General features: G+C 60.3%; 14 protein-coding genes. 13 read left to right on the top strand and 1 reads right to left on the bottom strand.

Annotation, left to right across the window (positions count from 1 at the left end; genetic code table 11):
• The first annotated feature begins 14 nt into the window (after positions 1-14).
• Genes flgG through fliP form a run of 7 tightly spaced genes read left to right on the top strand, consistent with a single transcriptional unit; the run spans position 15 to position 4,925 of the window.
• On the top strand, positions 15-803 hold the full coding sequence (gene flgG, locus G9X68_RS05715) for a flagellar basal-body rod protein FlgG (protein WP_168310504.1): 789 nt from the start codon (positions 15-17) through the stop codon (positions 801-803).
• Between the two features lie 16 nt (positions 804-819).
• Positions 820-1,302, top strand: coding sequence for a flagellar basal body P-ring formation chaperone FlgA (flgA, locus tag G9X68_RS05710; protein ID WP_171601601.1), 483 nt, complete (start codon positions 820-822; stop codon positions 1,300-1,302).
• The gene (locus G9X68_RS05705; protein WP_025393157.1) at positions 1,299-2,420 is read left to right on the top strand and encodes a flagellar basal body P-ring protein FlgI; all 1,122 of its coding nucleotides are present in this window, start codon (positions 1,299-1,301) and stop codon (positions 2,418-2,420) included. Before flgA ends, G9X68_RS05705 begins: the two co-directional genes overlap by 4 nt.
• Positions 2,417-2,959, top strand: a complete 543-nt coding sequence (locus tag G9X68_RS05700) for a MotE family protein (RefSeq protein ID WP_012756064.1) — start codon at positions 2,417-2,419, stop codon at positions 2,957-2,959. Before G9X68_RS05705 ends, G9X68_RS05700 begins: the two co-directional genes overlap by 4 nt.
• Positions 2,956-3,672, top strand: coding sequence for a flagellar basal body L-ring protein FlgH (gene flgH, locus G9X68_RS05695; protein ID WP_011650477.1), 717 nt, complete (start codon positions 2,956-2,958; stop codon positions 3,670-3,672). Before G9X68_RS05700 ends, flgH begins: the two co-directional genes overlap by 4 nt.
• Before the next feature lie 12 nt (positions 3,673-3,684).
• Positions 3,685-4,191, top strand: a complete 507-nt coding sequence (locus G9X68_RS05690; RefSeq protein WP_171601600.1) for a flagellar basal body-associated FliL family protein — start codon at positions 3,685-3,687, stop codon at positions 4,189-4,191.
• Positions 4,188-4,925 carry a flagellar type III secretion system pore protein FliP gene (fliP, locus tag G9X68_RS05685; protein WP_171601599.1) on the top strand — a complete coding sequence of 246 codons (738 nt, stop codon included), beginning with the start codon at positions 4,188-4,190 and terminating at the stop codon, positions 4,923-4,925. Before G9X68_RS05690 ends, fliP begins: the two co-directional genes overlap by 4 nt.
• A gap of 139 nt (positions 4,926-5,064) precedes the next feature.
• Here the strand turns inward: fliP and G9X68_RS05680 are convergent, their stop codons facing one another.
• Positions 5,065-7,038 carry an O-linked N-acetylglucosamine transferase family protein gene (locus G9X68_RS05680; protein ID WP_171601598.1) on the bottom strand — a complete coding sequence of 658 codons (1,974 nt, stop codon included), beginning with the start codon at positions 7,036-7,038 and terminating at the stop codon, positions 5,065-5,067.
• Positions 7,039-7,471: 433 nt separating this feature from the next.
• Here G9X68_RS05680 and G9X68_RS05675 point away from each other — a divergent pair, with 433 nt between their 5' ends.
• From G9X68_RS05675 to G9X68_RS05650, 6 genes are all read left to right on the top strand, one after another.
• On the top strand, positions 7,472-8,374 hold the full coding sequence (locus G9X68_RS05675) for a flagellin N-terminal helical domain-containing protein (RefSeq protein WP_171601597.1): 903 nt from the start codon (positions 7,472-7,474) through the stop codon (positions 8,372-8,374).
• Between the two features lie 283 nt (positions 8,375-8,657).
• On the top strand, positions 8,658-9,566 hold the full coding sequence (locus G9X68_RS05670) for a flagellin N-terminal helical domain-containing protein (protein WP_168314451.1): 909 nt from the start codon (positions 8,658-8,660) through the stop codon (positions 9,564-9,566).
• Between the two features lie 247 nt (positions 9,567-9,813).
• The gene (locus tag G9X68_RS05665) at positions 9,814-10,722 is read left to right on the top strand and encodes a flagellin N-terminal helical domain-containing protein (protein ID WP_168310498.1); all 909 of its coding nucleotides are present in this window, start codon (positions 9,814-9,816) and stop codon (positions 10,720-10,722) included.
• 299 nt (positions 10,723-11,021) lie between these two features.
• Positions 11,022-11,984: a flagellin N-terminal helical domain-containing protein gene (locus tag G9X68_RS05660; RefSeq protein WP_171601596.1), complete on the top strand. Its 963-nt coding sequence runs from the start codon at positions 11,022-11,024 to the stop codon at positions 11,982-11,984.
• Between the two features lie 201 nt (positions 11,985-12,185).
• Entirely contained in the window at positions 12,186-12,812 is a 627-nt protein-coding gene (locus tag G9X68_RS05655; RefSeq protein WP_171601595.1) for a hypothetical protein, read from the top strand.
• Positions 12,809-14,140 carry a MotB family protein gene (locus tag G9X68_RS05650; protein ID WP_171601594.1) on the top strand — a complete coding sequence of 444 codons (1,332 nt, stop codon included), beginning with the start codon at positions 12,809-12,811 and terminating at the stop codon, positions 14,138-14,140. The genes G9X68_RS05655 and G9X68_RS05650 overlap by 4 nt, the downstream gene beginning before the upstream one ends.
• Positions 14,141-14,142: the final 2 nt, after the last annotated feature.

Below are 14,142 nucleotides of genomic sequence, written 5' to 3'. Positions count from 1 at the left end.
TTGAGGACGAACACATGAGAGCGCTCGCCATCGCAGCAACGGGCATGGATGCCCAGCAGACCAATCTGGAAGTCATCGCGAACAATATCGCCAACATCAATACGACCGGTTTCAAGCGCGCCCGCGCCGAATTCTCGGATCTTCTCTACCAGACCGAACGTGCCAAGGGTGTCGCCAACCGCGCCAACCAGGCCGTCGTTCCGGAAGGTGCCAATATCGGCCTCGGCGTCCAGACCTCGGCGGTCCGCAACCTGCATCTCCAGGGTGAACTGACCCAGACCGGCAACGATCTCGACGTGGCGCTGATCGGCAAGGGTTTCTTCCAGATCCAGTCGACCGATGGTACGACGCTTTACACCCGCGCCGGCGCCTTCAATAAAAACGACCAGGGCCAGCTCGTCACCATCGATGGCTACGAGGTCCTTCCCGGCATCACCATTCCGACGGGCTCGACCGAACTGACGATCAGCCGCTCCGGCCAGGTCTCGGCCAAGCTGCCGGGAGCGACGGAGGCGACCGAGCTCGGCCAGTTGACTCTTGCCGACTTCGTCAACGAGGCTGGTCTCCAGCCGCTCGGCGACAATCTCTTCCAGGAAACGCCGGCCTCCGGCGAAGCCGTCATCGGCAATCCTGACGAGGAAGGTTTCGCTTACATGAAGCAGGGTTACTTGGAATCTTCGAACGTCGACCCGGTGAAGGAAATCACCGAGCTGATCTCGGCCCAGCGCGCTTACGAAATGAATTCCAAGGTGATCACCACCGCTGATGAAATGGCCTCCATCGTCAGCAAGAACCTGAAGTAAAGGGAAGGGCCGAAACATGATGTTTTGCCGGGCAGGACACATCTCAGGATGGGTGGCGGCAGCCACGATCGCAGTCGCGGGCGTTTTCTTGCCCGCGGACGTGGATGCAGGCATGGGTTATGCCGTCGTCCCGACGACGATCATCTACCCCGGCGACACATTGTCGTCGAGCCAGCTTCAGGAGGTCGAGGTCACCAACCCCAACCTCGCCGGCGATTATGCCAAATCCATTTCCCAGGTCGAAGGCATGGTCTCCAAGCGCACGCTGTTGCCGGGCCGCACGATTTCGGTTTCGGGCCTGCGCGAAGCCTATACGGTGACACGCGGCTCTTCGATCCGTCTGGTCTTATCGCTCGGCGCGATGACGATCTCCGCCGCCGGCACGCCGCTCGAAGACGGCACGATCGGGCAGGTCGTCCGTGCGCGCAATATGGACTCCGGCGTCATCGTCAGCGGCACGGTGCTTGCGGACGGCACGGTCCATGTGAGGGCAAAATGAAATTGTTCTTCCGTTTCCTCACTCTTGTCGCGGTTCTCGCCATGAGTTTGGCTGATGTCGCGCCCGCCTGGGCGCTGACCTCCCGCATCAAGGATATCGCCTCCCTTCAGGCCGGGCGTGATAACCAGTTGATCGGTTATGGCCTCATTGTCGGCCTGCAGGGAACCGGCGACGGCTTCCGTGCCTCGCCCTTCACCGAGCAGTCGATGCGGGCGATGCTGCAGAATCTCGGCATCTCGACGCAGGGCGGTCAGTCCAACGCCAAGAATACCGCGGCCGTGATGGTCACCGCCAACCTGCCGCCCTTCGCAAGTCCCGGCAGCCGTATCGACGTCACGGTGAGCTCGCTCGGCGACGCGACGTCGCTTCGCGGCGGCACGCTCGTCATGACCTCGCTTTCCGGCGCCGACGGCCAGATCTACGCCGTTGCGCAGGGCGCTGTAATCGTCTCCGGTTTTCAGGCGCAGGGCCAGGCGGCGACCGTGACCGAAGGCGTCACCACCGCAGGCCGCGTGCCCGGCGGCGCGATCATCGAACGCGAACTGCCGTCCCGTTTCAAGGATTCGGTCAATCTCGTCCTGCAGCTGCGCAACCCAGACTTCTCGACGGCGATCCGTATCGCCGACATCGTCAACGGTTATGCCTCGGCGCGCTTCGGCGGCCCGGTCGCCGAAGCCAAGGATTCGCAGGAAGTTGTGATCCAGAAGCCGCGCGCGGCCGATCTCACCCGGCTGATGGCCGACGTCGAAAATCTCATCGTCGAAACCGATACGCCGGCCAAGGTGGTCATCAATGAGCGCACCGGAACGATCGTGATCGGCTCCGACGTCCGCGTCTCGCCGGTTGCCGTCAGCTACGGCACCTTGACTGTCCAGGTCACCGAGACGCCGCAGATCATCCAGCCCGAACCCTTCTCGCGCGGCCGGACCGCCGTCCAGCCGCAGACCGATATCGCGGCCGAGCAGACCGGCGGGCGCGTCGCCATCATCGATGGTCCAGATCTCAGGACCCTTGTCGCCGGCCTCAACAATATCGGTGTGAAACCGGATGGCATCATCGCCATTCTCCAGGGCATCAAGTCGGCAGGCGCCCTGCAGGCGGAGCTTGTGCTGCAATGATTGATATCATCAACCCTGACATGACGGTTCTGCAATTGCTGCGCCGGCTGGCGTTGCCGGCCGCAGGCCTCGTCCTTTTGTCGATCCCCAGCGCCTTCGCGCAGGAACATGCGCCGGCAGGCGACATCACCTCCCAGGATGAGATCAAGCAGTTCTGCACCAACATCGCGGAGCCCGCCCGCGACCAGCGTTACCTCCTGCAGAAGCAGGAGCTGGAAAAGCTTCGCGCCGACATCGACGCCCGCATGGCGGAAATGGACAAGCGCAAGGCAGAATATCAGGACTGGCTGAAGCGCCGCGACGATTTCCTGAAGCAGGCTGAAGCCGGCCTCACCGAGATCTACAGGAAGATGAAGCCGGATGCGGCCGCACTTCAGTTGCAGGACATGAAGATCGAGGTGGCCTCCGCCGTGATCATGCGGCTCGGCCCGCGTCAGTCGAGCCTCATCCTCAACGAGATGGACCCTGAGAAGGCCGCGGTCATCGCCAGCGTCATCGCCAGTGCGTCCGATCCCAATACGTCGAAGGACCCTTCATGAATATGCGTTTCCCGGCCGCGATCGCCGCCCTCGCACTCCTTGCAGGTTGCCAGTCTCCGACGGCGGTCAGCGAGATCGGCCGTGCGCCTGCCATGAGCCCGATCGGCAGCGGCCTCGCCTACGGCCAGACGCCGCAGATGGCGCTTTATCCGAAGCAGCCGCGCGCCGTGGCGCAGGGCTATTCGCTGTGGAGCGATTCGCAGGCCGCCCTCTTCAAGGATGCGCGCGCGCTCAACGTCGGCGACATCCTGACCGTCGACATCCAGATCAACGACAAGGCCTCCTTCGACAACGAGACCAACCGCAGCCGCACGAATTCGAGCGGCATGAACTGGGATGTCAACGCTCAGATCTTCGGCTGGACGCCGGAGTCGAAGACTGACCTGACTTATGGCTCCGACACCAGCACCGACGGCAAGGGCAAGATCGAGCGCACCGACAAACTCACCCTTCTGGTCGCCGCCGTCGTCACCGGCATTCTCGAAAACGGCAACCTCGTCATATCAGGCTCGCAGGAAGTTCGCCTGAACCAGGAGCTGCGCATCCTGAATGTCGCCGGTATCGTTCGTCCGCAGGACGTCAATGCCGACAACCAGATCTCCTACGACAAGATCGCCGAAGCCCGCATCTCCTACGGCGGCCGCGGCCGCCTGATGGAAGTGCAGCAGCCTCCGCGCGGCCAGCAGGCCGTCGATCTTTTCTCGCCGCTTTGAGGCTGAACGACGATGGCAGAGCCAGACGCAAGCGCAGGTCAATCGCAGAAGAAATCCGGCTCGCTGATGACGATCATCGGCATCGCCGTCCTGACGCTCGTCGGCGCCGGCGGCGGCTGGGCGGTCGGCACGATCGTCGCGCCCAACATCAAGGGCGCCAAGGAGGTCGAGCAGGCCAAGGATGCGGAGGCGAAGAAGAAGGCCGAGGAAGGCCTGGCGCGCATCTCGACCGAGGCCAACAACGTCGTCCAGCTCGAGCCGATCACCTCGAACCTCGCCTACCCCTCCGAAAATTGGGTGCGACTCGAAGTCGCGCTGCTGTTCAACGGGCCGCCGGATGTCAAGGTTTCCGAGGATATTCACCAGGATATCCTCGCCTATATCAGGACTGTCTCCCTGCAGCAGATCGAGGGGCCGCGGGGCTTTCAATATCTCAAGGATGACATACAGGAACGTGTTGACCTTCGCTCGCAAGGGCGGGTATCGAAGGTCATGTTCAGGACATTTGTCATCGAATGATTCGTCTCATAGTTTTCCTTGCCGCCATGATGGCGGTACCGGAACTGGCGGTGGCACAGCAGCTGCCGACTGACTTGTTGAATATACCGGTCGATGGCTCCGTCGCCGCCTGGATCATCCGGACATTCGGCCTGCTGACCATTCTTTCGGTCGCGCCGGGCATCCTGATCATGGTGACGAGCTTTCCGCGCTTCATCATCGCTTTTTCGATCCTCCGCTCAGGGATGGGCCTCTCCTCGACGCCCTCCAACATGATCCTCCTGTCGCTGTCGCTGTTCATGACCTTCTACGTCATGTCGCCGACCTTCGATCAGGCCTGGCAGAACGGCGTGCAGCCGCTGCTTGCCAATCAGATCAACGAGACCGAGGCGGTCCAGCGTATCGCCGAACCCTTCCGTACCTTCATGGCGGCCAATACCCGCGACAAGGATCTGGCGCTCTTCGTCGATCTGGCGCGCGAACGCGGACAGAATATCCAGACGACCGATCCGATCGACTACCGCGTGCTGATCCCGGCCTTCATGATTTCCGAGATTCGCCGCGGCTTCGAGATCGGCTTCCTCGTCGTGCTGCCGTTCCTAGTCATCGACCTCATCGTCGCGACCATCACCATGGCGATGGGCATGATGATGCTGCCGCCGACCTCGATCTCGCTGCCTTTCAAGATTCTCTTCTTTGTGCTGATCGACGGCTGGAACCTGCTCGTCGGCAGCCTGGTGCGCTCGTTCAGCTGACCGCTGCCGCCGCTTGGATATTCGCCAATGAAAGAACCCGCCGGACTGCTCCGGCGGGTTCTTTCATTATGCAGCAATTCAAAGTGCTACGGCGTCCTTCACGCGCCTGAAAGACGCGCGCTGTAGCGGTCGAAAAGCCTCACTCGGCCGCGAACGGCGCCGTGCGCGGCGGCAGCGCCGGAATGTCCATGTGATCGGGTGCAAGACCCTGCCTGGCGCGCTCGGCCATGATTTCATAGGCCTGCTCCAAATGGTCGCAGAACCGTTCGGCATCGAAGAGCGGCGCGATATAACGCTTCTCCTTGAGATGCGCCTTGTATTCGGCGATCCGCCCGGGATTTTGCGCCAGTTCGACGGCCATATCCTCATAGGCCTGCAGGTCGGGCGCAACGAGATCGGGCAGGTCGATGGCCCTGAGCAGGCTCTCGCTGACGCGTGAGGCGAAGTTGGTGCCCTTGACAGTCAGGACCGGCAGGCCGCCCCAGAGCTGCTCCGAGGTGGTCGTATGGCCGTTGACGGGGAAGGTATCGATGCCGAGGTCGGCCGCCTGCTGACGGTCGATATGGTCTTCATAGGGCGCGCGCGGGCAGAAGATGATCCGCTTGGGCGAAATGCCGGCCGTCTGGAATTGCTTCAAGAGGTTCGCCTGGTTGCGCGGCGTATTTGCCATCAGCCAGAGCACGCTGTTCGGCGCGCGCTTGAGAATGCGGCACCAGCTGTCGATCGTCTCCGGTGTGATCTTGCGATTGCCGTTGAAGGACGCAAAGATGAAGGCCTCTTCCGGCAAGCCGAGCTTTTCGCGGGTGACGGGGCGGGGCTTCGGGCGATGCATCGGGTCGTTCGGCTGGTAGCTCTCCGGCAGCCGGCAGAACTTCTCGTGATAGAAGGGCTTTGCTACATCGGGCAATACCGAATGGTCGCCGATGACATAATCGAGGTCGATATTGACCGTGCTGCCGGGAAAACCGAGCCAGCCGACATGCACCGGCGCCAGCGGCAGGTTGAAGGCCGTCGCGCGGCTGCCTGACGTATGGCCCTTTAGGTCGACCATGATGTCGATATTATGCTCTCGCACCGCCTCCAGCATCGCTTGGTCGGAGAAGCCGTGAACGTCGACGATCCTGCCCCAGCGGCTGCGGTCGGTATCGTTGTGCTTCAGAAATTCAGGGCCAGTGTGGCAGAACAGCGTGATCTCGAAGCGGTCCTTGTCGTGCAATTCCAGGATGCGCTGCAAGAGCTTCATCGTCGCGTGGCGATCCCAGAAGTCCGATGACATGTAGCCGATTCGGATCTTGTCCGACCAGCTGTGCGGCTGATTGCGGCGGAAGGTCACCCGTTCCTGGTTGAGGGGCGTGGTGCCGATCGTCGCATATCGATTGTAATCCTCGTTCCCGCACCAGTGCAGATGATAGAACGGGTTGTCCTTGCGCAGGATCTCGATATCGCCCTTTGCAAGGGTCTCGTCGATCAGACCCTGATGCTTGCTCGCCTCTTCGAATTCGTTGAATTCGCGGAGGAAAACAAGATGGAGGAAACGGAATGCGACATTACCGGGAAAACGCTTGAAGAGGCTACGCGCGAGCTTCTGGTTCGTTGCGTCATGGAGGTCGTCGCCGAGCAGCAAGGCTGCCAGGCGGATGTGATCGGGATTCATGCTCTCCGACAACACCGTCTTGAACGGGCTGATGATATCCCGCTGCTGGCGTTTCAGATAGATCGCTGTGATGATGAATGCGAGCTCCGGATCTTCCTGCGCCTTGGCAAGATTGCGCATGGCGATCAGCAGAGCCTCGTCCTCGCTGCCGGTCTCGTAATGGAGCTTGGCGGCCTGCTTCAGATATTCGTAGGAATTCGGCCCTTCGCAGTTGCCGGCCAGGCTATAGGCCTTCGCGGCATCGGCCTTGAAGCCGAGCTGCACGAGGTTCTTGGCCAGCAGCGCATAGGTCTTGGCATCCTGCTGGATATCCATCAGCTGGTTGAGCGTCGCCAAGGACTGTGTGTAGCGGCCCATCTGGTAATCCTTGGATGCCGCAGAGAACGAAACTTTGCTGTTCAAAACCCAACTCCGTGAGGGAAATGTTCTGGCGTGGATGTCCATTGCCGACGCACGCACGAGCCGTCCTCCCCGAAAAACGGGATCGATCCGATGATGCTATCCCGGCATCTGCCACACTGGCATTCGAAGCTTGCTTGAAACCGGTGGCTTGATGAACGCCTGCTTTGTCCCGAAGGCCTCGCCTGTCCAGGAAAGCGCCCCTCTCGCCGGTAAAGTTCGTTTTTGCCACTCGAATTCGGACGCCAGAAAATTATCTTCAGCAGCCATTAACTAAGCCTTGTGAGGAGGCATTAACTATCCCGTGTGAGGGGCAGGTGCAGGACCCGTATTTTTAAGAAGTTGGCAAGCATTGGCTGCGAGATTGCCCTGGACATGACGGGTTTGGGCCAAACAAAAAAGGCGCCGAGTAGCATGAAGCTGGTCCGTCATCGCCGGTACTATAGTCCGGTATGTCCTCCTTTTTGTATCTAGTTTTCCAGGGGACAGACTTATGACAAGCATTAACACCAATTCTTCCGCAATGGCCGCTCTCCAGACGCTGCGTGCCGTCAACCAGGGCCTCAACCAGACGCAGAACCACGTTTCTTCGGGCTATCGCGTTGAAAAGGCTTCCGACAACGCCGCCTACTGGTCGATCGCAACGACCATGCGTTCGGACAACAAGGCTCTCTCGGCTGTATCCGACGCTCTCGGCGTAGGCGCCGCCAAGGTCGATACCGCTTACACCGCCATGGACAGCGCCATCGATGTCGTCGGCGACATCAAGGCCAAGCTGGTTGCTGCAACTGAAAGCGGCGTCGACAAGGCCAAGGTCCAGGAAGAAATCGGCCAGCTGCAGCAGCAGCTCCTGAGCATCGCTCAATCGGCTTCCTTCAACGGCGAAAACTGGGTTGCTGGTACCGGCACCAAGGGCGTTGTTTCCTCCTTCGTCCGCGACGGCTCCAACGCCGTTTCGATCAAGACCACCGACTACGTTCTCTCGAACGGCTCGCTCGGCAACGTCCTGTTCGGCATGAGCGGCGGCTCGGTCGAAACCTCCACGGGTATCCTCGGCACCTCGTCGGGCGCGACCGGCTCGATCTACTCGATGAGCATCACCACCTTCACCGCCGGCCAGATCCAGACGGCTTTGACCAACGTTGAATCGGCTCTGAAGGCCATGACCAGCGCCGGCGCTGCTCTCGGCTCGCTCTCCAAGCGCATCGACAGCCAGGACGACTTCGTCAACGCCCTCAGCGACTCGATCGACTCCGGTGTCGGCCGCCTCGTTGACGCCAACATGGAAGAAGAATCCTCCAAGCTCAGCGCCCTGCAGACCCAGCAGCAGCTGGCGATCCAGTCGCTGTCGATCGCGAACTCCTCTTCGCAGAACATCCTGTCGCTGTTCCGCTAAGACCAGTCGACACAAGGTTTCCAAGTTTCGCGGCCGGGTCATCCCCGGCCGCGAAATGTTTTAATATAAGGTTAATGAAAATCCTTCTAAGTCTCAGATATTTTTACGCTATTTCCAATTTGAATTTAGCTTTCCTTAACCATCTTGCTGTCATCTAGGCCCATCGAAACGGCGAGTTAACCTTAACAGGAATGGTTAACAGGCATGATGCTGATCGCTGTGGGCCGGCCGAAAATCCGGAATGTCCCTTTTTAAAAATCTGCCAACAAGGGGCAAGCAAACTATGACGAGCATCAACACCAATAACGCTGCAATGGCAGCCCTCCAGACTCTCCGTGGCATCAACCAGGGTCTCCAGGAAACCCAGGCTCACGTTTCGTCCGGCTATCGCGTCGGCAAGGCTTCCGACAACGCCGCTTACTGGTCGATCGCAACGACCATGCGTTCGGACAACAAGGCTCTCTCGGCCGTTTCCGACGCTCTCGGCCTCGGCGCCGCCAAGGTCGACACCGCTTACTCCGCAATGGACAGCGCCATCGACGTCGTCGGCAACATCAAGGCCAAGCTGGTTGCCGCCACTGAAAACGGCGTCGACAAGGCCAAGGTTCAGGAAGAAATCAGCCAGCTGCAGCAGCAGCTCCTGAGCATCGCTCAGTCGGCTTCCTTCTCCGGCGAAAACTGGGTTGCCGGCACCAACGGCACCAAGAGCGTTGTTTCCACCTTCGTCCGCGACGCCTCCAACGCCGTTTCGGTCAAGATGACTGACTACGTTCTCTCGAACGGCTCCATGGGCAACGTCATGTTCGGTATGAGCGGCGGCTCGGTCGAAACCTCCACAGGTATCCTTGGTACCTCGTACTCCGCGGTCGGCTCCGTCTTCGCAATGAGCATCACCACCTTCACGCTCGGCCAGATCCAGACGGCTCTGACCAACGTTGAATCGGCTCTGAAGGCCATGACCAGCGCCGGCGCTGCTCTCGGCTCGGTCTCCACCCGCATCGGCCTGCAGGAAGACTTCGTCAACGCCCTCAGCGACTCGATCGACTCCGGTGTTGGCCGCCTCGTCGATGCCAACATGGAAGAAGAATCCTCCAAGCTCAGCGCCCTGCAGACCCAGCAGCAGCTGGCGATCCAGTCGCTGTCGATTGCGAATTCCTCTTCGCAGAACATCCTCACGCTGTTCCGCGGCTAATAACCCTCGGAAATATCGGCCCGCCGGTCTCCGGCGGGTATCCAGGAATAGAGCCGCGCTTCGATGGAGCGCGGCTTTTTGATTTGTATTAACCAATGATTAACCATAATGCTGTCTTCTGCGGTCAACGAGACGGCGGGTTAACCAAGTTTAAGAACCGGTTAATAGGCATGAGGCTGGTCCCCCGTTCCCGGTAGCTTTCCGGAATGTCCCTTTTTTCCATCTGCCGACAAGGGGCAAACATTTCATGACCAGCATTTTGACGAACGTCGCGGCGATGGCCGCTCTTCAGACACTTCGCGGAATCAACGATAGCCTCGAGGATACGCAGAACCGGGTATCGTCGGGTTACCGCGTCGAAAAGGCAGCTGACAACGCCGCCTACTGGTCGATCGCAACGACCATGCGGTCGGACAACAAGGCTCTCTCGGCCGTTTCCGACGCTCTCGGCCTGGGAGCCGCAAAGGTCGACACCGCTTACTCCGCCATGGACAGCGCCATCGACGTCATCAGCGAAATCAAGGCGAAGATCGTCGCCGCGACTGAAAAGGGTGTCGACAAGACCAAGGTCCAGGAAGAGATCAAGCAGCTTCAGGCACAGCTGATGAGCATTGCCCAGTCCGCATCCTTCTCCGGCGAGAACTGGGTGGCCGGCAATTCGACGAAGAGCGTCGTTTCGACCTTCGTCCGCGACGGCAACGGCAATGTTTCGGTCAAGACGACGGACTACGTCCTGAGCTCGGGCTCCATGGGCAACGTTCTCTTCGGCATGACCTCGGTTGGTGCAATCGAGACGACCTCCGGCATCATCGGCACATCAAGCGGTACGATCGGTTCGATCTACACGATGGACATCACCAGCTTCGGCTCGACCGAGATCTCCATGGCCCTGACGGCGATCGAGGCGGGCCTGGAAGCAATGACCAAGGCTGCCTCGCAACTCGGCTCGATTTCCACCCGCATCGACCTGCAGGAAAATTTCGTCGCTTCTCTCAGTGATTCGATTGACTCCGGTGTCGGACGTCTGATCGATGCCGACATGGAAGAAGAATCGAGCAAGCTGACGGCGTTGCAAACGCAGCAGCAGCTGGCCATCCAATCGCTGTCGATTGCCAACTCCAGCGCTCAGAACATCCTCACGCTGTTCCGCAGCTAAGTCGGCGCTGAAGCTGGACCGAATCTTGCGCCATCGTCTGGCAGCAAATGAAATGCCTCCTGGACCGCGCCCAAAACGGCGCGGTTCTTTCTTTTATATCAATAACTTGATCGATATGACGGTCGACGCGCCACGCTCAATGCTGCGCTCTTGCCCAACAGGTTGATATCGAGTTACCTTCGCCTCGAGTTGATTTGCTTTTGCGACACACCGGTGGAAACCCTGCCGGAGGCATGATGCCACCTCAGTCGCCGCCGGCAATCCGGCCTGCCCTTTCACCTTATTCCGAGACCCTGTCGATGACCGTTAAGATTACCAGCGCGTCCGCGGTGAATGCGCTTGCGGTGCTGCGCAGCATCAACAAAGAAGCAAGCCAGACCCAACAGCAAGTGTCCTCGGGATATCGTATCGAGACGGCCGCCGACGATGCGTCCTACTGGTCGGTCGCGACCGTCATGCGCTCGGACAGCACCAATCTCGCTACGATCGGAGATGCGCTCGGTCTCGGCGCGGCCAAGGTCGATGCGACCTACACGGCGATGACCTCGTCAATCGACCTCCTAGGCCAGATTCGCGCCAAGCTGGTTTCGGCAAGAGAGCCCGGCGCCGATAAGAACAAGATCAACGCCGAGATCAGCGAATACAAGGAGCAGCTGCAGACGATCGTCGAATCGACGTCGTTTGCGGGAGAAAACTGGCTGCTGAACGGCGACGCGGCTGCGCCGCCGACATGGTCGGTCATCTCGAGCTTCGTGCGCGCTCCGACCGGCGAATATCAGGCCCGGACCATCGATTTCCCATCGTCGCAGACCATTCTCATCGACAAGAACAATGCGAGTGGCGGCCTGTTGACCAAGCCGGTCGATGCCAACGCGATCAACAACAGCGGCGCGACGTCGCGCAACTACTACCTTTTGAACGCCAACTCGACCACGCCGGCGACAGGTACGGAAATTGCGATCGGCACAAACACGACCGATGCGCAGCTCGTCGACATGCTTGATGTGACCGATGCGCTGCTTTCCTCGCTGACGACGACGGCCGCTTCTATCGGCGTGATGAAGGCGCGTATCGACGATCAGATAGACTACACCGCCGATCTGTCTGATTCGATCGACAAGAGTGTCGGCGCGCTCGTCGATACCGACATGGACGAGGCTTCGATCCGGCAGAAGGCGATCGAAACCCAGAAGCAGATGGCCGTCGAAGCGATCTCGATCCTCAACACGGCCGCAAGTAAGATCCTGATCCTGCTGGAATAGGGGTGGGCGCGATCACGGGTGGCGGCGGCGCCATTCATCCTCGCGCAAGTTTGACTGCCTAGTTTCCGGCATGAAGGCATCGTCCGAATCCGTGCCGCGCAAGGTCAGCCCCTTGCCCGTTTCGAAGGGGATGCCGGCGCGCAAGGTCACTTTGAGCGGGGGCGGGCGTGCTGCATGTCTCCCGAATGCTGGATGGTTTTTATGAGCATTACGCTTTCCCGGTATTTGAAGGATTTCGGTGAACCGGAATCGTCAGCGCCGATCCTCGACATGAACGATTTCGGCGACGATTTCCCCGAAATGCCGAGCGAACCGGCGATCGACGTCGAGGCGGAGCGCCGCGAAGCCTATGCGGAAGGTCATGCCGCAGCGACCGTGGAATTGACCGAGAAGTACGAACGCGAGGCGCGGACGCTGGCGGAGGTCCATGCGCGTGAACTCGAGGAACTGAAACTTCGCTACGAGGTCGAGGCGGCGGCGGTCATTGCGTCCCGCATCCGCGATATCGCCGAAGAGGTCGCTCAGCTGGTCAGCGCCGGCGCCGCTGAGGCCATTGCGCCTGTGATGACGGATGCGCTCGCAGCCAAGGCTGCCGAAAGCCTCGCCGCCCTGCTGCGTGATGCGATCCTCGAAGGCGCGGCCGGAGCGATCGTCGTCAGGGGCCCGACCCGGCTTTTCGACATATTGAAGGCCGAGCTCGGCGAACATGCAGGCGCGGTTCGCCACTTTGAGACCGACGATATCGATCTTGCCGTCGAAATCGGTGATTCCGTCATCGTCACCCGTATGTCCGCCTGGGCGGCCAGCTTGAAGAAAGTTCTGGAATGAGCGAAGGCGAAAACCACCACCACGGCAAGAACGAGATCATCATCGTCAAGAGACATGGCGGCGGTGATCACGATGGCGCCCATGGCGGTGCGTGGAAAATTGCCTATGCCGACTTCATGACGGCGATGATGGCGTTCTTCCTGGTGATGTGGCTGGTCAATGCCGCCAACGAGGAGACCAAGGCCTCGGTCGCGACCTATTTCAATCCGATCAAACTCTCCGACGAAAAGCCGACCCAGAAGGGCCTGAAGAAGCCCGTGGACAACGCCGAGGGCGAGGAGAAGCAGGAAAAGTCGAAACAGAAGGAAGAAGATCCGAACGACGGCAAGGCCGCGGCGGATGGTGACGATCAGACATCGACCTCCGGCGACCAAACCAATTATTCCGAGGCCGATTTCTTCGAAAACCCATATTCGGTTCTTGCCGAAATCGCGCAGGAGGTCGGCCAGCAGGCCAATGTCAGCGCCAAGGGCGATGGCGGTGCCGCCGATTCCGGGCCGGCCACCGGCGCCGATGGCGGCGAGGCCTATCGTGATCCCTTCGATCCGGATTTCTGGACGAAGCAGGTCGAGGTCACGATGGCCGGCAAGCCGTTACCGCCCGGCAAGAGCGACGAGCAGGCGGTCGAGAGCGAGACAACCGAGGTCGCCAAGCTTGAGGACGCCAAGCCGATACCGCTGACCGCCGATCAGAAGGCCGCCCAGGAGACCAAAGAAACCAAGGAGACCAAGGGCTCGGTCGAGGCCAAGGACGGCAAGACGTCAGGTGGCAAGTCGCCGGAAGACAAGAAGGCCGAAGCTCAGAAGGACGCCGATCATCAGAAGGATGCCGACAAGAGTGCCGCCGAGGCCGAGCAGAAGCAGCAGAAGGAAGCCGAGCAGCTGCAGGCGCAGATCGCCCAGCAGATCGGCGGCGTGGCCGGCAAGCTCGCCGAAGGCCTGACCGTGACGGCGTCCGAAGGCGGATTGCTGGTCAGCATCTCCGACCAGACCGACGATTCGATGTTCAATATCGGTTCTGCGGTTCCGCGCCAGGAGATGGTGCTCGCCATGGAAAAGATCGGCGCGATCCTGAAGGAGAGGGGTGGTGCGGTTGCCATCCGCGGCCACACGGACGGTCGCCAGTATAAGGGCACGCAGAACGAGAACTGGCGGCTTTCGATGGACCGCGCTCAGAGCGCCTACTACATGCTTGTGCGCGGCGGGCTTGATGAGAAACGCATCTCCCAGGTCTCCGGCTTTGCCGACCGTCGACTGAAGCTGCCGTCTGACCCGTTCAACGCGACCAACCGCCGGATCGAGATCCTGGTGCAGGCGGATCAAGGATAGTC

Source organism: Rhizobium changzhiense (assembly GCF_013087625.1).
GTDB classification, from domain to species: Bacteria; Pseudomonadota; Alphaproteobacteria; order Rhizobiales; family Rhizobiaceae; genus Rhizobium; species Rhizobium sophorae.
Note: the sequence above shows the minus strand (reverse complement) of the source record. Positions and strands in the feature narration are given on the sequence as shown.